General features: G+C 66.4%; 18 protein-coding genes. 16 read left to right on the forward strand and 2 right to left on the reverse strand.

The genetic code is table 11. The annotated features are described in order from the left end of the window. Positions 1–151: 151 nt before the first annotated feature. From ToN1_RS13060 to ToN1_RS13105, 10 genes are all read left to right on the forward strand, one after another. Positions 152–1,753, forward strand: a complete 1,602-nt coding sequence (locus ToN1_RS13060) for a benzoate-CoA ligase family protein (protein WP_169207796.1) — start codon at positions 152–154, stop codon at positions 1,751–1,753. Positions 1,754–1,877: 124 nt separating this feature from the next. Then, complete coding sequence (locus ToN1_RS13065) at positions 1,878–3,032, forward strand: ABC transporter substrate-binding protein (protein WP_244861058.1); 1,155 nt, start codon at positions 1,878–1,880, stop codon at positions 3,030–3,032. A gap of 75 nt (positions 3,033–3,107) precedes the next feature. Further along, positions 3,108–3,974 (forward strand): branched-chain amino acid ABC transporter permease, encoded by an 867-nt coding sequence (locus tag ToN1_RS13070; RefSeq protein WP_169207794.1) that lies wholly within the window; start codon positions 3,108–3,110, stop codon positions 3,972–3,974. A 6-nt stretch (positions 3,975–3,980) separates the two neighbouring features. Beyond that, a complete protein-coding gene (locus tag ToN1_RS13075) occupies positions 3,981–4,949 on the forward strand; it encodes a branched-chain amino acid ABC transporter permease (protein WP_169207793.1) in 969 nt (322 codons plus the stop codon). Beyond that, complete coding sequence (locus tag ToN1_RS13080) at positions 4,942–5,700, forward strand: ABC transporter ATP-binding protein (RefSeq protein WP_169207792.1); 759 nt, start codon at positions 4,942–4,944, stop codon at positions 5,698–5,700. Before ToN1_RS13075 ends, ToN1_RS13080 begins: the two co-directional genes overlap by 8 nt. Positions 5,701–5,779: 79 nt before the next feature. Continuing rightward, positions 5,780–6,484 (forward strand): ABC transporter ATP-binding protein, encoded by a 705-nt coding sequence (locus ToN1_RS13085; RefSeq protein ID WP_169207805.1) that lies wholly within the window; start codon positions 5,780–5,782, stop codon positions 6,482–6,484. Beyond that, positions 6,485–7,255, forward strand: a complete 771-nt coding sequence (locus ToN1_RS13090; protein WP_169207791.1) for an alpha/beta fold hydrolase — start codon at positions 6,485–6,487, stop codon at positions 7,253–7,255. It begins immediately after the preceding gene. Between the two features lie 6 nt (positions 7,256–7,261). Continuing rightward, a complete protein-coding gene (locus tag ToN1_RS13095) occupies positions 7,262–7,684 on the forward strand; it encodes a benzoyl-CoA thioesterase (RefSeq protein WP_169207790.1) in 423 nt (140 codons plus the stop codon). A gap of 119 nt (positions 7,685–7,803) precedes the next feature. Then, positions 7,804–8,607 (forward strand): enoyl-CoA hydratase/isomerase family protein, encoded by an 804-nt coding sequence (locus ToN1_RS13100; RefSeq protein WP_169207789.1) that lies wholly within the window; start codon positions 7,804–7,806, stop codon positions 8,605–8,607. Between the two features lie 157 nt (positions 8,608–8,764). Continuing rightward, positions 8,765–8,938 (forward strand): rubredoxin, encoded by a 174-nt coding sequence (locus tag ToN1_RS13105; protein WP_018988724.1) that lies wholly within the window; start codon positions 8,765–8,767, stop codon positions 8,936–8,938. A 95-nt stretch (positions 8,939–9,033) separates the two neighbouring features. On the opposite strand, the gene ToN1_RS13110 is transcribed toward ToN1_RS13105, so the two are convergent. Then, positions 9,034–10,626 carry a T6SS phospholipase effector Tle1-like catalytic domain-containing protein gene (locus ToN1_RS13110; protein WP_169207788.1) on the reverse strand — a complete coding sequence of 531 codons (1,593 nt, stop codon included), beginning with the start codon at positions 10,624–10,626 and terminating at the stop codon, positions 9,034–9,036. Between the two features lie 20 nt (positions 10,627–10,646). Beyond that, entirely contained in the window at positions 10,647–11,129 is a 483-nt protein-coding gene (locus ToN1_RS13115; RefSeq protein ID WP_169207787.1) for a DUF3304 domain-containing protein, read from the reverse strand. Positions 11,130–11,555: 426 nt separating this feature from the next. On the opposite strand from ToN1_RS13115, the gene bzdN reads away from it, so the two are divergent. The 6 genes from bzdN to ToN1_RS13145 all read left to right on the forward strand — a co-directional run bounded on the left by bzdN (position 11,556) and on the right by ToN1_RS13145 (position 18,546). Continuing rightward, the gene (gene bzdN / locus ToN1_RS13120; protein WP_169207786.1) at positions 11,556–12,695 is read left to right on the forward strand and encodes a benzoyl-CoA reductase, bzd-type, subunit N; all 1,140 of its coding nucleotides are present in this window, start codon (positions 11,556–11,558) and stop codon (positions 12,693–12,695) included. Between the two features lie 19 nt (positions 12,696–12,714). Continuing rightward, positions 12,715–14,025, forward strand: a complete 1,311-nt coding sequence (gene bzdO, locus ToN1_RS13125) for a benzoyl-CoA reductase, bzd-type, subunit O (RefSeq protein WP_169207785.1) — start codon at positions 12,715–12,717, stop codon at positions 14,023–14,025. 384 nt (positions 14,026–14,409) lie between these two features. Beyond that, complete coding sequence (locus ToN1_RS13130; protein ID WP_342344153.1) at positions 14,410–15,171, forward strand: SDR family NAD(P)-dependent oxidoreductase; 762 nt, start codon at positions 14,410–14,412, stop codon at positions 15,169–15,171. Positions 15,172–15,263: 92 nt separating this feature from the next. Beyond that, positions 15,264–16,442, forward strand: coding sequence for an acyl-CoA dehydrogenase family protein (locus tag ToN1_RS13135; RefSeq protein WP_169207783.1), 1,179 nt, complete (start codon positions 15,264–15,266; stop codon positions 16,440–16,442). Positions 16,443–16,558: 116 nt separating this feature from the next. Continuing rightward, positions 16,559–17,218: a TRAP transporter small permease gene (locus tag ToN1_RS13140; RefSeq protein ID WP_169207782.1), complete on the forward strand. Its 660-nt coding sequence runs from the start codon at positions 16,559–16,561 to the stop codon at positions 17,216–17,218. After that, entirely contained in the window at positions 17,215–18,546 is a 1,332-nt protein-coding gene (locus ToN1_RS13145) for a TRAP transporter large permease (RefSeq protein ID WP_169207781.1), read from the forward strand. The genes ToN1_RS13140 and ToN1_RS13145 overlap by 4 nt, the downstream gene beginning before the upstream one ends. Positions 18,547–18,560 lie beyond the last annotated feature (14 nt).

Raw genomic sequence — 18,560 nt, forward strand, 5'->3', positions numbered from 1 at the left:
CGTGCCGAGGCGTCCGCCACGCGCCAACTAGGCGCGAAATACCCCGTGACGGGGGCGGGTTTCTGCGAACGAAGATCCGAATGAACAACGCCGGCACCAAGACCGGCCACGAATACCCCGGCGCAAGCCGGAAGAACGGAGGAGAGAAGGCATGACCACGCTCAGCGCTGCGGACCACAGCACCAGTCCGCCGACCATCACCCTGCCGCGCCGGTACAACGCCGCGGACGACCTCATCGGCCGCAACCTCGACGCCGGCCGTGGCGCCAAGGTCGCCTACATCGACGACAACGGCCGCTACACCTACGACGAGCTTGCGACGCGCGTTAACCGCTTCGCCAACGCCCTCGGCGCGCTGGGCATCGTGCGCGAACAGCGCATCCTGGTGTGCGTGCATGACACGATCGACTTCCCGACCGTGTTCCTCGGCGCGATCAAGGCCGGCGTCGTGCCGATCGCGGTGAACACGCTGCTCACGCAGTCCGACTACGAATACATGCTCTCCGACAGCCGCGCGCGCATCGCCGTGGTGTCGGCGCCCTTGTACGACACCTTCGCGCCGCTGCTGGGCAAGGTCGAATCGCTCGAGCGCATCATCGTCGCCGGCGCGGAGCACGCAGAATCGGGGTCGGATTCCGTCGCCGCCCTGATGGCGAAGGCCTCCGACAAGTTCGAGGCGGCGGCGACGACCTGCGACGATCCCTGTTTCTGGCTGTATTCCTCCGGATCGACCGGCGCGCCCAAGGGCACCGTGCACATCCAGTCCAGCCTGATCCACACCGCCGAGCTGTACGCCAAGCCCATCCTCGGTATCAAGGAGAGCGACGTCGTGTACTCCGCGGCCAAGCTCTTCTTCGCCTACGGCCTGGGCAACGGCCTGACCTTCCCGCTCGCGGTCGGCGCGACCGCGATCCTGATGGCCGAGCGTCCCACCCCGGCCGCAGCGTTCAAGCGCCTGCGCGAGCACCAGCCGACCATCTTCTACGGCGTGCCCACGCTCTACGCGTCGATGCTCGCGGATGCCGACTGTCCGACGCGCGACGAACTGGCGATCCGCATGTGCACGTCCGCCGGCGAGGCGCTGCCGGAAGAGATCGGCCTGCGCTGGACCGAGCGCTTCGGTGTCGAGATCCTCGATGGCATCGGCTCGACCGAGATGCTGCACATCTTCCTCTCCAACCGCCCCGGCGACGTGCATTACGGCACCACCGGCAAGCCGGTGCCGGGCTACCAGGTGCGCCTGATCGACGACGACGGCAATGTCGTCGAAGGCCCCGACGAGCCGGGCGAGCTGCAGATCTCCGGGCCGACGAGCGCGGTGATGTACTGGAACAACCGCGAGAAGACGCGCGCGACCTTCCAGGGGCCGTGGACCCGCAGCGGCGACAAGTACTCGCGCAACGCCGAAGGCTATTACGTCTATGCCGGGCGCAACGACGACATGCTCAAGGTGTCGGGCATCTACGTGTCGCCGATCGAGGTCGAATCCTGCCTGATCCAGCACCCGGCGATCCTCGAGGCGGCCGTGGTCGGCCACGAGGACGAGGAGCGCCTGATCAAGCCCAAGGCCTTCATCGTGCTGAAGCCCGGCTTCCAGCGTTCGGAGCAGCTCGCGACCGAGATCAAGGCGCACGTGAAGGCGCACCTCGCACCCTACAAGTACCCGCGCTGGATGGAATTCGTCGATGAGCTGCCGAAGACGGCGACGGGCAAGATCCAGCGCTTCAAGCTGCGCGCAATGGCCGGAAAGTAAAACGTAGGGCGGGATGTGCTTTGCTCGCCCCGCCCTGCGCGATCCATGAATGACAAGGGGCAAAGCCCCGCCCATCCCACGTGGAGGAGACACCATGAGAGAAGCCCGAAAGACCCGCCGCACCATGATGCAACTGACGCTCGGCGTGATTGCCGGCGCGCTCGTACCGCTGGGTGCCGCGCAGGCCGCCGAGAAGATCAAGGTCGGCCTAATGCTGCCCTACACCGGCACCTATGCTTCGCTGGGCACCGCGATCACCAACGGCTTCAAGCAGTACGTGCAGGAGCAGGGCGGCAAGCTCGGCGGTTACGAGGTCGAGTACTCGGTCGTCGATGACGAATCCGATCCCTCCAAGGCGACCGAGAACGCGTCCAAGCTCGTCAAGCGCGACAACGTCGACGTGCTGGTCGGCACCGTGCACTCGGGCGTCGCGCTGGCGATGGCGAAAGTCGCGCGCGACACCAAGACGCTGCTGATCATTCCCAACGCGGGCGCCGACGAACTGACCGGTCCGCTGTGCGCGCCCAACGTGTTCCGCTCCTCCTTCTCCGCCTGGCAGCCCGCCTACGCAATGGGCAAGATCGTCGCCGAGCGCGGCCACAAGAACGTCGTCACGGTGACGTGGAAGTACTCCTTCGGCGAGCAGTCGGTCGCGGGCTTCAAGGAAGCCTTCGAGAAGGCCGGCGGCAAGGTCGCGAAGGAACTCTATCTCCCCTTCCCGAACGTCGAGTTCCAGCCCTTCCTGACCGAGATCGCCTCGCTGAAGCCGGACGCCGTGTTCGTGTTCTTCGCCGGCGGCGGCGCGGTCAAGTTCGTCAAGGACTACGACGCGGCGGGCCTGAAGCGCACGATCCCGCTGTACGGCTCGGGCTTCCTCACCGACGGCACGATCGACGCGATGGGCGGTTCGGGCGAAGGCCTGCTGACGACGCTGCACTACGCCGACAACCTGACCAACCCGAAGGACCAGGCCTTCCGCAAGGGCTACGCGGTCGCCTACAAGATGCAGCCCGACGTGTATGCGGTGCAGGGCTACGACGCCGCGCAGATGCTGAAGACCGGCCTCGACGCGCTGAAGGGCGCGAAGTTCGACAAGGACGCGGTCATCAAGGCGATGGAAACCGCGAAGATCGACAGCCCGCGTGGCGCCTTCACGCTGTCGAAGGCGCACAACCCGGTGCAGGACATCTATCTGCGCAAGGTCGAGGGACGCGACAACAAGCTCGTCGGCGTGGCCGAGAAGGCGCTGGCGGATCCGGCGCGCGGCTGCCGCATGTAAGACCCCGCAGTTCTTCCGACCGCTCCATTCCAACATATCCGGGCGCCCCGCAACGGTGCCCGGAGGGGAAGACTCATGGATTTCGTTTCCTTCCTGATCCAGGTGCTGAACTCGCTGCAGTACGGCCTGCTGCTGTTCCTCGTGGCCAGCGGGCTGACGCTGGTGTTCGGCATCATGGGCATCATCAACCTCGCGCACGGCAGTTTCTACATGGTCGGCGCCTACCTCGCGTTCGCGCTGACGAGCATGACGGGCAACCTGATGCTGGCGATCGCGCTGGGGCTGCCGCTCGCCTTCGTGTTCGGCGCGATCCTCGAATGGGCGCTGTTCTCGCACCTGTACAAGCGCGACCACCTCGAGCAGGTGCTGCTGACCTACGGCCTGATCCTGATCTTCGAGGAGCTGCGCAGCCTCGCCGTCGGCGACGACGTGCACGGCGTGACGATCCCCGAGCTGTTCTCGGCCTCGATCCCGCTCTCCGACAACCTCAGCTACCCGGTGTATCGCCTGGTGATCTCGGTCGTGTGCCTCGCGCTCGCGGGCGGGCTGTACTGGCTGATCCAGAAGACGCGCCTGGGCATGATGATTCGTGCCGGCAGCCACGACCGCGACATGGTCAAGGCGCTCGGCATCGACATCAACCTGCTGTACCGCACGGTGTTCGCGCTCGGCGTCGCGCTCGCCGCGCTGGCCGGCATGCTCGCCGCGCCGATCTCCTCCGTGTATCCGGGCATGGGTTCGTCCGTGCTGATCATCTCCTTCGTCATCGTCGTGATCGGCGGCGTCGGCTCGGTGTGGGGCGCGCTCGTCGCGGCGCTCGTGATCGGCTTCGCGGACACCTTCGGCAAGGTGCTGCTGCCGGATCTCGCGGGCCTGATGGTCTATCTGGTGATGGCCGTGGTGCTCCTGTGGCGCCCCGAAGGCATCTTCAAGAAGGGGTAAGCAGCCATGAATTCCCGTATCTCCACCATTTTCAAGCTCGCGGTGCTGGCCGGCGTGCTCGCCTTCCCGGCCTTCGGCTCGGACTTCTACGCCGAGATGATCGCCAAGGTGCTGATCCTCGCGATTTTCGCGATGAGTCTCGATCTGCTGGTCGGCTTCACCGGCCTGGTGAGCTTCGGCCACGCCGCCTACTTCGGCATCGCCGCCTATGCGGTGGCGCTGATGACGCCGAAGTACGACCCGGCGAACCTGTGGCTCGCGCTGCCGGCGTCCATCTTCGCGGCGGCGCTGGCGGCCTTCGTCATCGGGCTCTTCGTGCTGCGCACCAAGGGCATCTACTTCATCATGGTGACGCTCGCGTTCGCGCAGATGGCCTATTACGTGTTCCACGACACGCCGCTGGGCGGCGGCTCGGACGGCATCTACCTCAACTTCAAGCCGGATGCGGCAATCGCCGGCTGGGCGCCCTTCGACCTCAACGAACCGCATCACCTCTACTACTTCGTCGTCGCCGCGATGCTCGCCGTGTATGGCCTGCTCAAGCTCGTGCTGCGCTCGCCCTTCGGCCGCGTGCTGGTCGGCATCCGCAGCAACGAGCACCGCATGCTCTCGCTCGGCTACGCGACGTTCCGCTACAAGCTCGCGGCCTTCACGCTGGCGGGCGGGCTCGCCGGCTTCGCGGGCTTCCTGTACGCGGTACTGTTCGGCTTCGTGACGCCGGAATACCTCTCGTGGCACAAGTCCGGCGACGTGCTGCTGATGGTGATCCTCGGCGGCATGGGCAATCTAGCCGGCGCCATCGCCGGGGCGGCCGCGCTGGTCGGGCTGCAGGAGATCTTCACCGGCATGACCAAGCACTGGCAGCTCCTGATGGGCCTCACCATCGTCGCCGCGGTGCTCTTCATGCCGGGCGGCATGGCCGCGACACCCGCCCGCATCATGGCGCGCATCAATGGGGGAAAGAGCAATGAGTGAAGTCCTGCTTGCCGCCGGAGGCATGACCCGCCGCTTCGGCGGGCTGCTCGCGAACCGCGATGTCAATATCCAGCTCGAGCGTGGCGTGCTGCATGCGCTGCTCGGCCCCAACGGCGCGGGGAAATCGACCTGCATCAACATGCTGTCGGGCGACCTGCCGCCGTCCGAAGGCACGATCCGCTACAAGGGCGAGGACATCACCGCGCTCACGTCCTACCAGCGCTCGAAGATCGGCATCGGCCGCAGCTACCAGCGCACCAACATCTTCCCCAAGTTCACGGTGCTGGAGAACTGCCGGCTGGCCGCGCAGTCGCGCAAGCCGCGTCCGTGGAGCCTGCTGACCAACGCACTGCGCATGCCCGAAGCGGTCGAACGTGCACGTGCGGCGATCGCCGAGGCCGGCCTGTCGGGCCGCGAGGACCGCATCGCCGGCACGATGTCGCACGGCGAGCAGCGCCAGCTCGAGATCGCGATGGTGCTCGCGACCGACGCCGAGGTGCTGCTGCTCGACGAGCCGCTCGCCGGCATGGGCTCGGAGGAGTCGGCGCAGATGGTCACGCTCCTGAACCGCCTCAAGGCGACGCGCGCGATCCTGCTGGTCGAGCACGACATGGACGCGGTGTTCGCGGTTGCCGACCGCATCACCGTGATGGTCAATGGCCAGGTGCTGGAATCGGGCTCGCCGGAGCAGATCCGCAACAGCCCCGACGTGCAGGCGGCCTATCTGGGACACGAGGCGGAGCATGAATGACATGTCCATGATCAGAGTGAACGCAGCGGCCGACCCTGCCGCCAATCCTGCCGGGCAGGCGGTGCCCGACGAGCGCGAGATGCTGCTGGAGGCGATCGGCCTGCATACCTACTACGGCTCCAGCCACATCCTGCACGGCGTGAATTTCCACATCCGCAAGGGCGAGGCGCTCGGCCTGATGGGCCGCAACGGCATGGGCAAGACGACGCTGATCCGCACCATGATGGGTTTCCTGACGCCCAAGGCGGGCGGCGTGCTGGTGCGCGGCCAGCGCATGACGGGCGGGCCGACGCACAGGATCGCGAAGCTCGGCATCGCCTACGTGCCCGAAGGCCGCGGCATCTTCCCCAACCTCACGGTCCGGGAGAACCTCATCATGGCCGCGCGCGCCGGCGTCGACGGCCAGCGCGACTGGACCTTCGACCGCGTGATGACGACCTTCCCGCGGCTTGCCGAGCGCATCGAGAACGGCGGCGGCAACCTGTCCGGCGGCGAGCAGCAGATGCTCACGATCGGCCGCGCGCTGATGACGAACCCGGATCTGCTGATCCTCGACGAGGCCACCGAGGGCCTCGCGCCGCTCATCGTGCGCGAAATCTGGCGCGTGATCCGCGAGATCCGCGACAGCGGCATCGCCACCGTGATCGTCGACAAGAACCACGCGGCGGTGACGGCCCTCACGGACCGCTCGATGATCCTCGTGAAGGGCCAGGTCGTTTTCGACGGTCCGAGCCAGGAGGTGCGCAATAATCCCGAGCTCATCAAGAAACACCTGGGGGTCTGAATGAAACAAGTGCTGGTTGGCGGCAAGCATCTCGAATACGTCCGCCTGCCTTCGGCGCATCCGCGCGAGGGCGCGCCCGCGATCGTGTTCCTGCACGAAGGGCTGGGTTCGGTGTCGATGTGGCGCGATTTCCCGCAGAGGGTCGCCGACGCGACCGGATGCGAGGCCATCGTCTATTCGCGCGCGGGCTACGGGCGTTCCGATGCGGCCGAGCTGCCGCGCACCACGCGCTACATGCACGACGAGGGCCTCGCCGTGCTGCCGGCGCTGCTCGACGCGCTCCAGCTCGACCGGCCCATCCTCCTCGGCCACTCCGACGGCGGTTCGATCGCGCTGATCTGCGCGGGCGGCACTGCGACGCCACTTTCCGGCGTGATTCTGATGGCCCCGCACGTGCTCGTCGAGGACATCTCGGTCGAGAGCATTGCCCAGGCCAAGGTCGCGTGGCAGAGCACGGATCTCCCGGCGCGCCTGGGCAAGTACCACCAGGACGTCGAGGCCGCGTTCTGGGGCTGGAACGACATCTGGCTGCACCCGGATTTCCGCGCGTGGAACATCGAGGAATACCTCCCCAAGGTCGCCTGCCCGGTGCTCGCGATCCAGGGCGAGGACGACGAATATGGCACCATGGACCAGATCGACCGCATCGCCGCCCAGGCGCGCGACGTGGATCTCGTCAAGCTCGCCGACTGCCGCCATTCCCCGCACAAGGACCAGCCCGCGGCCGTGATCGAAGCCGTCGGCGAATTCGTGAACCGCATCCTGGACTGAACGACCATGATCTTCGAATGCAAGAAATCCATCCGTTTCCACCACTGCGACCCGGCCGGCATCGTCTTCTACCCGCAGTGCCTGGTGCTGTGCAATGAGGTGGTGGAGGACTGGTTCGACCGCGGCATCGGCGTCGACTTCTACAAGCTGCACGCGGAGATCCGCCGCGGCGTGCCGATGCGTCACCTGGAGGTCGACTTCATGGCCCCCAGCATGCACGGCGACGAACTGACCTTCACGCTCTACGTTTCGCGCATCGGCGGCAGCTCGATGGACATCGTCACGACGGCTTCCATGGGCGAGCAGGTGCGCTTCCGCGCGAAGCAGACGGTGGTGTGGGCCGACCTCGGCGGCGCCCCGCGCGCGACCGTGATCGACGACGAATGGCGGGCGCGTTTCAGCCGCTATTTGATGCCGCCGAAAGACTGAATCTGTAAATCGCGCCTCGAATACCGTTCGGACGGAGCCTGTCGAAACCCTGCCAATTGCCGGCCGACAGGCTCAGTGCGAACGGGGCATGACGTGACGAGGCGAATCAGGGACACACGATGGACTACAGCCGCTACACCAACCTCAAGGTCGAACTCCACGAGCACGGCATCGCCGAAGTGATCCTCGGCGAGCCGGGCAAGCTGCCCGCCGCCGACGCTGTCGGCCACGGCGAGCTGGCCGACATTTGGCGCGACCTCGACCGCGACCCGGCCGTGGCGGTGATCGTCGTGCGCGGCCAGGACAAGGGCTTCTCGGCCGGCGGCACGCTGGACCTCGTCGCCGCGATGGTCGACGAGTTCGAGCACCGCGCCCGCGTGTGGAAAGAAGCGCGCGACATCGTCTACAACATGATCAACTGCTCGAAGGTGATCGTCTCCGCGATCAACGGCCCCGCGGTCGGCGGCGGGCTAGCAGTCGCGTTGCTGGCGGACATCTCGATCGCGGCGAAGACTGCGCGCCTCATCGACGGCCACACCCGCCTGGGCGTCGCCGCCGGCGACCACGCCGCGATCATCTGGCCGCTGCTGTGCGGCATGGCCAAGGCCAAGCTGCATCTGCTGCTGTCGAACGAGGTGAGCGGCGAGGAAGCCGAGCGCATCGGCCTCGTGTCGATGGCGGTCGAAGCGGACGCGTTGCGCGACACCGCCTTCGACATCGCCAGGAAACTGGCCGCCGGCCCGCAGACCGCCTTGCGCTGGACCAAACACAGCCTCAACAACTGGCTGCGCCAGGCCGGCCCGATTTTCGACAACTCGGTGGCGCTGGAGATGCTCGGCTTCACTGGCCCCGAAGTGCGCGAAGGCCTGGCCGCGGTGCGTGAGCGCCGGACGCCGAATTTCCCGAGCGGCTCACCGATATGAACCCCTGACCCCGTAGGACGGGAGGAGCGAAGCCTCGCCCCGCCACGCGGCGCTGCCGATTCGACAGGCCCCTCAGCGGGAGTCTCCCGCCCTACGACACCCCAACGGCGCCGCAGAGCGCCCGAATCCCCCCCAACGACACAGAGAGACCGCCATCATGACCACCTACCAGTGCAGCGCCTGCTACTTCCCCTACAACGAGGCCGACGGTCTCCCCGACGACGGCATCGCGGCCGGCACCAAGTGGGAAGACGTGCCCGAGGACTGGGTTTGCCCCGACTGCGGCAACGGCAAGGAACACTTCAATCCGGCGCCCGAGCAGGAAGGCTGAGGCGTCGCCGCTCCCGCCCGCCGTCGACGTGCCGCTGTTCGTGGACGGAGGGCGGCGCCGGAGCGCCGAATCTCGCTGCGGGCCGGCCGCCGGTGTCAGGCGTGGGCCGTGCTTCGTCGCTTTTCCCTCTCCGCGAGAATCCGCGTTTCATCGCAGAAGATCGCGCGCGGGTCGTGCAAGGCACAGGGCCAGTCCGTGAAATGGGCGACCGAATCGTGGACATGGTCGGCCATGAAAGCGTCGACCTCTTCCGGAAGCCCTGACTGATCGTCCCAGGCAGCGACGATCAAATCTTCATAGGGGCTGCGTTGGCGATTCCATTTGGTGTCGCCATGCCATACGACTGGGTCGCGGATCGCGGGCATCTGGCGCACCAGGCGCCGATGCTCGGCCAGAAGCTGCTTCGCCTGCACATCCGGTTTACGCGGCAGTTCGTAGGTCCAGCTTGTTGGCGAACATGTCCGATGATTGTTCTGTGCAGCTACCGTGTCGCACAGCGTCGGGTCGACACGGCGGTGCAGCGCTCCCAACACGCGGACGTCGTTGTTCATCCGCGTGAGCGCCGCGCGCCAGAGGAACTTCAGCGCTCGGTGCGCGTGCAGCAGCGATTCCAGTGAATCACCCGTCGCGGTCGGCAGCGAGGCCATGTAAGTCTTATAGGCCTGCAATAGCGGTGCATCGGGCGGCAGGGCGATTTCATCGCGAACTTCCAGCGGCGCGTCGGAGAGCCTGCGGAGCATTACGCCGCTTTTCAGCGCCTCCGCGTACATGTCACGCAAGGGAATGCGCGACAGCGCATTGGACCGCCCCTGAAAGCCGTCGAAATACCCGCCGCCGACATCCGAATGCACGCCGGGGTAGATCACCTCTTCGCACGTCTTCGGGTATTCGCTGCCCACACGGACGGAATCGAGCGGGAAGGCCTGCCGTACCTCGTGTGCGGAAACGAAATGCAGGCAGCGCTCAACTCCTTCGGGAATCGCCAGTTCCGCGCCCCAGCCCAAATGCAGCCCGGGGCCGCCCACCGAGGCGACCGTATCGAACAGGCCCATGAAGACGATGCGCAGGCGCACCTGCGTGCCGTTACGGGCGGTCCACATCAAACGCTTGTCGGCAGTGCGTTCGCATTGCTCGGCGATCAGGCGGCGGACGAATGCGCGCGCGAGGGTCGCGCCGCGCGAAAAACCGAAGACCGAAAGCGTGATCCATTGCATGTGCGGCAACGCGCCTGAGCTCCAGTCGATCTCCAGGATGCGTCGGAATTCGTAAAGTGCGGCTTCGAGGCGCATCTCTCCGCCGGCGCCGAAACCCATTCCCAGGGCCCCGCCCTTGTCTTCATTCGGCGAGATGTTGCCATTCGCGTAGCGATAGGGCGTGCCGACGCCCGGAATATAGGTGGGGACTGCCTCCATTCCGTCCTTGTCCTTTATCGCGGCTTGATAGAGCTTCGCAATGTTGGATAAGGCGCGTTCCCCCTCGGGTTTAGCCATCTCCTGGTAGAGATTGTTGCCGGTGCCGTCGAAGAAGAAGGACAGCTTGGGATAGAGGCGGCAGCGGATGCGGTCGGCGGGCGTCGACGCAAGCGTACACCATGCGATCTGCTCTTCCATGCGCATCTTCGCGCCCTCGTGCCACGCGCTCGCGAGCTGTTCGTCCGTCGTTGGGGAGTTGGCTTGTCTGACGGTCATGTCTCGATCCGTGCAATCCGCTACTTGGCTTTACATCCGCTGCGCGTGGACGAAAACGCGAACTCGACCGTCTCCAGCGTCCGGAAAATCACGCATAGATAGATCTCGTCGGCTAGGAAATCCTCGCGTGACCAGTCGTCCTTGGTGCTCTTGTTGATGCGATGCGGGGCGCGGGGGAAGGGAACGAGGGCGGAGCGGTCTTCGCCGGCGAGGATGATCTTGCCCGTCGCGCGATCGTCCTCGGCGCCCCAGCGCCAGCGCACGAGGGCGGGCTTGGACCAGTCCTTGCGGCCTGCAATGCAGCATGTTGCGCCCGCGCCCCCTCCGAAAGCATCGACATTTCCCGCCCATGCGTCTTCCACGACGATGTTCGGCGCATAGCGATTCGTGTGGTTCACCGGGACCAGCATCTGGCCAGGCTCATTGCCCGAGGTGACGGGGTTCGCGCAGGACGCGAGAGCGAGGGCGGTCAGCGCCGCGAGCGCCGGATTCGAGATTCTCATGCTTGTGACGGTTACGTAATGGAAAGGCCGTTCATTTCGTGCGTCCACGGCGGTAGCCGTGATGACATCGGGGCAGGGAGTGTACTCCGTCCGCTAGAGAAAATGACAAATGAAATATGAGGGAGAGAGGGCAACGGGCATTTGCGTCGTCCTCCAACTGTTGGCGGTAAGGCTCAGGTCGATTGACCGGCCGCGCCCGAAGCGCGTTCACCTGCACTCCGCTGCATACAGATGAATAATTGTTCATTCAACACTTGATTTCGCAAAACCTCACGGGTAGAGTGAACGAACATTCAGTCAGTGGATGGACATCAAACAGACTGAAGTGAAGGCAAGAGCGGGTGGGGGTTGGAAGGATTTGGCCGGAAAGGCTCCCCGACAGGGCGGATCGCCCAGAGGGCTGGGCAATCACAAGGAGACGGATTCATGAACGACGGATTGTTTGACCAGTTCAAGGAGTGGTACGAGAAGCGCCATGACTACGCCCGCGCGTGGAAGGCACGCACTGGCGGCCAGGTCGTTGCGACGATGTGCACCTACACGCCCGAGGAACTGCTGATCGCGGCCGGCATGCTGCCGGTGCGCGTGCTGGGCGCGCACGAGCCGCAGAACGTCACCGAGCCGCACATCTTCGGCATGTTCTGTCCGTTCTGTCGCGACTCGCTGGCGCAGGGCCTGCTGGGCCGCTTCGACTACGCGGAAGGCGTGACGCTGACCCAATCCTGCATCCAGTACCGCCAGGCCTACAGCTCCTGGCGCCAGAACGTGCCGACCGTGAAGTGGGACTACTACGTCGCGATGCCCAACGACGTGCAATCGCCGCATTCGCGCAAGGCGCACCGCGCCGAAGTGCAGGCCTTCCGCGTGTTCCTGCAGACGCTGACCGGCAAGACGATCACCGACGACATGCTGCGCGAGGCGCTCGCCGTGATGGACGAGAACCGCCGGCTGCTGCGTGAGCTGTTCGACTACCGCAAGGCCGACGAGCCCAAGGTCACCGGCGTCGAGGCGCTGTATGCGTCGATCACCGCGCAGTTCATCGACAAGCGCGAGCACAACGAAATGCTGCGGAAGGTGCTCGCCGCGCTGCCGAAGCGCCAGGTCACGCGCCCGACCGGCGCCCGCTTCATGACGATCGGATCGGAAAACGACGACGTCGCCTTCATGGCGATGGTCGAGTCGGTCGGTGCCACCATCGTCATCGACGACCAGTGCTCGGGCACCCGCTACTTCTGGAACGCGTCGAAGAACGACGACGACGTCGTCAAGGCGATCGCCGAACGCTACTGCGACCGCCCGGCCTGCCCGACCAAGGACTACCCGGCGCACACCCGTTTCGCGCACGTGCTGAATCTCGCCAAGGAATACAAGGTGCAGGCGGCCGTCTTCCTGCAGCAGAAGTTCTGCGATCCGCACGAGGGCGACTACCCGGATCTCAAGCGCCACCTCGAGGCCAACGGAATCCCGACGCTGTTCCTCGAGTTCGACATCACCAACCCGATCGGCCCGTTCCGCATCCGCATCGAGGCGATGCTGGAGACGCTGAGCGAAGAAGAACTGTTCTGAGCCCGACAGGAGACAAGACATGGATACGAAGGCAATCTACCCGACCGAGCAGCTCAAGCTGTGGGGCAAGGCCAAGCAGTTGCGCGAGCAGTACTACCACAACTACGCCCGCGCCAAGGACAACGGCGGCATCCGCTGGTCCGCGGCGGGCTGGTCCTTCGACGCGATCCCGACCTCGCTCGGCGACGACGTCTATCCGCTGACCGGCGAGCCGTACTCGGCCGGCGTGTCGCTCGACAAGAAGTTCACCCAGCGCTGCCTCGACGCCGCCGAGTCCTACGGCTTCGCGCGCGACATGTGCTCCTACATGCGCATCTACTGGGGCAGCATGCACCTGGATGAATACTTCTACGGCGGCAAGTGGCCGACCTCGGACTTCATCTTCCAGACGCAGATCTGCTGCTCGCACGCGAAGTGGTACCAGCACGTCGCGCACGTGAAGAAGATCCCCGACTTCTATGTCGACGTGTCGGTCGGCGCGTACAAGGACCTCACGCCCGAGCGCCTCGACTACGTCACGAGCCAGCTGCACGACTCGATCGAGTTCGTCGAGAAGGCGACCGGGCGCAAGTGCGACGACGAGCTGCTGATCCGCGCGATCAGGAACGAGATGCGCTCGACCAGCCGCTGGGCGCAGATCTGCGAGCTGCAGAAGGCGCGGCCCGCGCCGCTCGACGAGAAGACCATGTACTCGCTGTATGTGCTGTGCATCCTGCACAAATCCTCGCAGTGGTGCGCGGACTTCATGGACGAGCTGTACGACGAGGTGAAGGACCGCGTCGCGCGCGGCATCGCCGCGGTGGCCAACGAGCGCTGCCGTCTGATGTCCGACACGCAGCCGCCGTGGCCCTTCCTGAAGATCTTCCGCTATCTGGAGAGCTACGGCGCGGTGTCGATCGGCTCGCTCTACACCTTCGGCCTCGAAGGGACGTGGGAGTACAAGGAAGACGGATCCTGGGGCGCGCGCACGGTGCCGTGGGAGAAGGGCATAGCGATGAACGACCGCGACACGGCGCTGCGCCTGTATGCCGACTGGAACCTCTCGAAGCCGCTGTGGCAGCAGTTCTTCGACCCCTCGGTGAAGTCCGAGATGATGCTCGACATCGCGCGCGACTGGGGTGTCGACGGCTGCATGATGCACCTCAACCGCGGCTGCGAAGGCCTCTCGGTCGGCATCATGGAAAACCGCCAGGCGATGGCCAAGGCCGGCATCCCGATCATGACCTACGAGGGCAACATGGGCGACGAGCGCGAGTTCGACGAGGTTCGCACGCAGGCGCGCGTGGATGCCTTCATGGAACAGCTGGGCCTGCGCCGCCTGGCCGCCTGAGATCCCCGGCGCACCCCCAAAAAACCGATAGAGAGCGGCGCAGCGCCGCCGCTTCCGGAGGCCGTCCTTGCGTCATGGAGGATCTGATGCAGATTCCCATCGCCGAGTTGGGTCCGCGCTCCCACCGATCGGACGAAACCGATGGGCGTCGCGTCCCTGGAGCGGATCCCGGCGTCTGGTTTGGCGAGATCCGCAGCGCTCCGACATGGGTTCGTACGGATGGCAGATTCCCGTTGACCTTCCGTGTAAAATGAACGAGTATTCATTCAACGCACTGCGGGGCGTCTCCGGAATGCGGGATGCCGCGGCTTCGCCGGGCAGTGGCAACGGAATGGGGGGGATGTGATGGCGGCAGAACTGTCTCGGGCGCTCGCAGGAAAACACGTGGTGATCACCGGCGGCGGCCGCGGCATCGGTGCCGCGGTCGCGGCGGCGCTGGCCGCGCAGGGTGCGCGGCTGACGTTGATGGGGCGCAACCGCGGGCAGCTCGAGGAGCGCGCCGCGGCGCTGCGCACCCTCGGCGGCCCGTCCTGCGAAGTGCATTGCGAAGCGGTCGACGTCGCGGACGAAGCCTCGGTCGCCGCGGCCTTCGCCGGCGCCGCCGAACGCCTCGGCCCCGTCGCGGTTCTGGTGAACAACGCCGGCCAGGCCGGCAGCGCGCCTTTCCTGCGCACCGATCCGGCGCTGTGGCAGCAGATGCTGGACGTGAATCTCACCGGCACCTATCTGGCGACGCGCGCCGCGCTGCCCGGCATGCTCGCCGCCGGCTGGGGCCGCGTCATCAACGTCGCGAGCACCGCGGGGGAGAAGGGCTATCCCTACGTCTCCGCGTACTGCGCCGCCAAGCACGGCGTGATCGGCCTGACGCGCGCGTTGGCGCTGGAAATGGCGCACAAGAACATCACGGTGAATGCGGTATGCCCCGGCTACACCGATACCGATATCGTGCGCGACGCGGTCGCCAACATCCGCGAGAAGACCGGCCGCAGCGAGGCCGAGGCGCTCGCCGAACTCGCGAAACACAACCCGCAGGGCCGCCTGGTGCGCCCGGAGGAAGTCGCCAACGCGGTGCTGTGGTTGTGCCTGCCGGGTTCCGAGGCGATCACCGGCCAGGCGATCTCGGTGTCGGGCGGCGAGGTGATGTAGGCGGACCCGTCAGAGCGGGCGCCGCACTGGACAGCAACCATAAGGAGGAGGGCGGGCGCCGCCGGCGCACCACCCCGAGAGGAGACGCAACGATGAGTGATCGAAGCTATCTGGAGTGGCCCTTCTTCGACGAGCGCCACCGCGGCATGCAGATCGAACTGGAGGCCTGGGCGGCCGCGCACATCGACGGCCACCCGCATGGGGACCTCGACGACGCCTGCCGCAACCTGGTGAGAAAGCTCGGCGCCGACGGCTGGCTGCGCTACATGGTCGGCGGCACGGCCTACGGCGGCCGTCACGACACCATCGACACGCGCGCCGTGTGCCTGCTGCGCGAGACGCTGGCGCGCCATTCGGGGCTCGCCGACTTCGCGTTGGGCATGCAGGGGCTGGGTTCGGGCGCGATCACGCTGCACGGCAGCGACGCGCAGAAGCGCAACTACCTGACCGATGTCGCGGCGGGGCGGGCGATCCCGGCCTTCGCGCTGTCCGAGCCCGATTCCGGGTCCGACGTCGCGGCGATGGCCTGTGCCGCGCGGCGCGACGGCCAGGACTACATGCTCGACGGCGAGAAGACCTGGATCTCCAACGGCGGCATCGCGGACTTCTACGTCGTGTTCGCCCGCACCGGCGAAGCGCCCGGCGCGCGCGGCCTGTCCGCCTTCATCGTCGAGGCGAACCTTCCGGGTTTCGAGATCGCCGAGCGCATCGACGTGATCGCCCCGCATCCGCTCGCGCGCCTGCGCTTCATCGGCTGTCGCGTGCCCGCCGCGAACCTGCTCGGTGCGCCGGGGCAGGGCTTCAAGGTCGCGATGCAGACGCTGGACATCTTCCGCACCTCGGTCGCCGCCGCCGCGCTCGGCTTCGCGCGCCGCGCGCTGGACGAAGGCCTGCGCCGCGCCACGACGCGCGACATGTTCGGCAAGAAGCTCGCCGACTTCCAGATCACGCAGGCCAAGCTCGCGCAGATGGCGACCCACGTCGACACCGCCGCGCTGCTCACCTACCGCGCCGCGTGGATGCGCGACCAGGGCAAGAACATCACCGGCGCCGCCGCGATGGCCAAGATGACCTCCACGGAGACCGCGCAGCAGGTCATCGATGCCGCCGTGCAGCTGTGGGGCGGCTGCGGCGTCGTCAGCGAGCACCCGGTCGAACGCCTGTACCGCGAGATCCGCGCGTTGCGCATCTACGAGGGCGCGACCGAAGTGCAGCAGCTCATCATCGCCCGCCAGACCCTCTCCGCCTGGGAGCAGGAACAGGCCGTCTGAGCCTGGCAAGGGTTCGCGGCGGACGTCCTGCGGCGTCCGTCGCGGACCCCCTTTTCTCTCCGTACGTAAAATGAGTGAACGTTCAGCCAGTGAGCGCGCGAATGAGGAGACAACACATGCATACGAGCGTAGTGAGCCTGGATGCTGCTGCCGCGGCGGGGTTGCGGCCCGCGAAGGTGTGCGGCGCGGGAAGCGTGGAGGGGGAGGGCGGGGATGAGGACGCCGGCGTCCAGCTCGAGCCTGGGTCGATCGAGCACGTCGCCCACCCGGAGGCCTTGCCGCACGGGCCGTGGGGCCGGCGCCTGTATGCGGCGAGCAGGGTGTCCGCGCTGATGGGCGGGACCATCTTCATGCTGCTGATCGGCATGTCGCTGGCGTCCATCGTCGGGCGCAAGCTCTTTGCGTTGCCGGTGCCGGGCGATTTCGAGGTCCTGCAGATGGGCGCGGCCGTCGCGTCGGCGACCTTCTTCTCCTACTGCCAGATGGTCGACGGCCACGTGCGCGTCGACTTCTTCACGCACTGGCTGCCGCAGCGCGGGCGCGCCTTCCTCGACGGGCTGGCGGCGCTGCTGATGGGTGCGGTCGCGCTGCTGATCGCGTGGCGTACCGCCGTTGCGGCCGTCGCGTCCTACGAATCGGGCGAGGCCTCGCTGATGCTGGGCTGGCCGGGGTGGGTGTCGATCGCGCTGATCGTGCCGGCCTTCCTGTTGTTTGCGACGACCAGCCTGTACATCGCGGGCCGTCGCTTCCGCATCGTGACCGGAGGTGAAAAATGAGCGGCATTGCGATCGGCGCGACGATGTTCGGGGTGCTGCTGGCGCTGCTGGTGCTGCGGGTGCATATCGGCATCACCATGTTCCTCGTCGGCGCAGCGGGCTACCTGACGATGATGGGCGGCGAGATCACGCCCTTCCTCAACATGCTGAAGAACCTCGCCTACGCGCGGCTCTCCAACTACGATCTGGCCGTCATCCCGATGTTCCTGCTGATGGGCCAGTTCGCGACCCACGGCGGCCTGTCGCGCGCGCTGTTCCGTTGCGTGAGCTCGCTCGTCGGGCACTGGCGCGGCGGCGTCGCGATCGCCTCGACCGGCGCCTGTGCGGGCTTCGGCGCGATCTGCGGCTCCTCGCTCGCCACCGCGGCGACGATGGGCCAGGTGGCCTTGCCGGAGTTGAAGCGCTGCAACTACTCCGGCGCCCTGTCGACCGGCGCGCTGGCCGCGGGCGGCACGCTGGGTATCCTGATCCCGCCCTCGGTGCCGCTGGTGATCTACGCGGTGCTCACGCAGGAGTCGATCGGCAAGCTCTTCATGGCGGCGGTGCTACCGGGCCTGATCGCAATGCTCGGCTACATGCTGGTGATCCGCATCATCGTCACGCTCAAGCCCGAGGCCGGACCGGCCGGCCCGCGCGTGCCGGTGGCGGAGAAGCTGCGCTCGATTGCCAACGTCGCCCCCGTCGCGCTGATCTTCCTCGTCGTCATCGTCGGCATCTACGGCGGCTGGGCCAACCCCACCGAGGCGGCCTCGATCGGCGCGGCGGCCTGCGGCATCCTCGCGGTGGTCACGGGCGGCATGCGCGCCGAGGGCATCCGCGAAAGCGTGCTCGGCGCCGCCGAGGCCACGGCGATGATCTTCCTTGTGCTGCTCGGCGCCGACATGCTCAACACCGGCCTCGCGCTCACGCAGATGCCGGTCGAGCTCGCGAATTGGGTCAAGGACAGCGGCCTGTCGCCGCTGCTGGTGCTCACGGCGATCCTGCTGATCTACGTGTTCCTCGGCTGCGTCATGGACGCGCTGGCGATGATCCTGCTGACCATCCCCATCTTCTATCCGATGGTCATGGGGCTGGAATTCTGGGGCCTGACGCCGGACGAGAAGTCGATCTGGTTCGGCATCCTGGTGCTGATGGTGGTCGAGATCGGCCTGGTGCATCCGCCGGTCGGCATGAACATCTACATCATCAACAAGGCCGCGAAGGACGTGCCGCTCACCGATACCTTCCGCGGGGTGATGCCCTTCCTCGCATCGGACCTCGCGCGCATCACGCTGCTGCTGTTCTTTCCCGCCATCACGCTGTATCTGGTCCGGACCTTCGGCGGCTGACAAGCTGAGGCCGG

It is taken from the genome of Aromatoleum petrolei (genome assembly GCF_017894385.1).
Lineage (GTDB): Bacteria > Pseudomonadota > Gammaproteobacteria > Burkholderiales > Rhodocyclaceae > Aromatoleum > Aromatoleum petrolei.

Excerpts from the sequence above, each read along its gene's own strand:
- bzdN (WP_169207786.1), top strand. The coding sequence starts at position 11,556 with ATGAACGACGGATTGTTTGACCAGTTCAAGGAGTGGTACGAGAAGCGC.
- ToN1_RS13065 (WP_244861058.1), top strand. The coding sequence starts at position 1,878 with ATGATGCAACTGACGCTCGGCGTGATTGCCGGCGCGCTCGTACCGCTG.
- ToN1_RS13085 (WP_169207805.1), top strand. The coding sequence starts at position 5,780 with ATGCTGCTGGAGGCGATCGGCCTGCATACCTACTACGGCTCCAGCCAC.
- ToN1_RS13095 (WP_169207790.1), top strand. The coding sequence starts at position 7,262 with ATGATCTTCGAATGCAAGAAATCCATCCGTTTCCACCACTGCGACCCG.
- ToN1_RS13070 (WP_169207794.1), top strand. The coding sequence starts at position 3,108 with ATGGATTTCGTTTCCTTCCTGATCCAGGTGCTGAACTCGCTGCAGTAC.
- ToN1_RS13060 (WP_169207796.1), top strand. The coding sequence starts at position 152 with ATGACCACGCTCAGCGCTGCGGACCACAGCACCAGTCCGCCGACCATC.
- ToN1_RS13105 (WP_018988724.1), top strand. The coding sequence starts at position 8,765 with ATGACCACCTACCAGTGCAGCGCCTGCTACTTCCCCTACAACGAGGCC.
- ToN1_RS13100 (WP_169207789.1), top strand. The coding sequence starts at position 7,804 with ATGGACTACAGCCGCTACACCAACCTCAAGGTCGAACTCCACGAGCAC.
- ToN1_RS13090 (WP_169207791.1), top strand. The coding sequence starts at position 6,485 with ATGAAACAAGTGCTGGTTGGCGGCAAGCATCTCGAATACGTCCGCCTG.
- ToN1_RS13115 (WP_169207787.1), bottom strand. The coding sequence starts at position 11,129 with ATGAGAATCTCGAATCCGGCGCTCGCGGCGCTGACCGCCCTCGCTCTC.
- ToN1_RS13145 (WP_169207781.1), top strand. The coding sequence starts at position 17,215 with ATGAGCGGCATTGCGATCGGCGCGACGATGTTCGGGGTGCTGCTGGCG.
- ToN1_RS13140 (WP_169207782.1), top strand. The coding sequence starts at position 16,559 with ATGCATACGAGCGTAGTGAGCCTGGATGCTGCTGCCGCGGCGGGGTTG.
- ToN1_RS13135 (WP_169207783.1), top strand. The coding sequence starts at position 15,264 with ATGAGTGATCGAAGCTATCTGGAGTGGCCCTTCTTCGACGAGCGCCAC.
- ToN1_RS13075 (WP_169207793.1), top strand. The coding sequence starts at position 3,981 with ATGAATTCCCGTATCTCCACCATTTTCAAGCTCGCGGTGCTGGCCGGC.
- bzdO (WP_169207785.1), top strand. The coding sequence starts at position 12,715 with ATGGATACGAAGGCAATCTACCCGACCGAGCAGCTCAAGCTGTGGGGC.
- ToN1_RS13080 (WP_169207792.1), top strand. The coding sequence starts at position 4,942 with ATGAGTGAAGTCCTGCTTGCCGCCGGAGGCATGACCCGCCGCTTCGGC.
- ToN1_RS13110 (WP_169207788.1), bottom strand. The coding sequence starts at position 10,626 with ATGACCGTCAGACAAGCCAACTCCCCAACGACGGACGAACAGCTCGCG.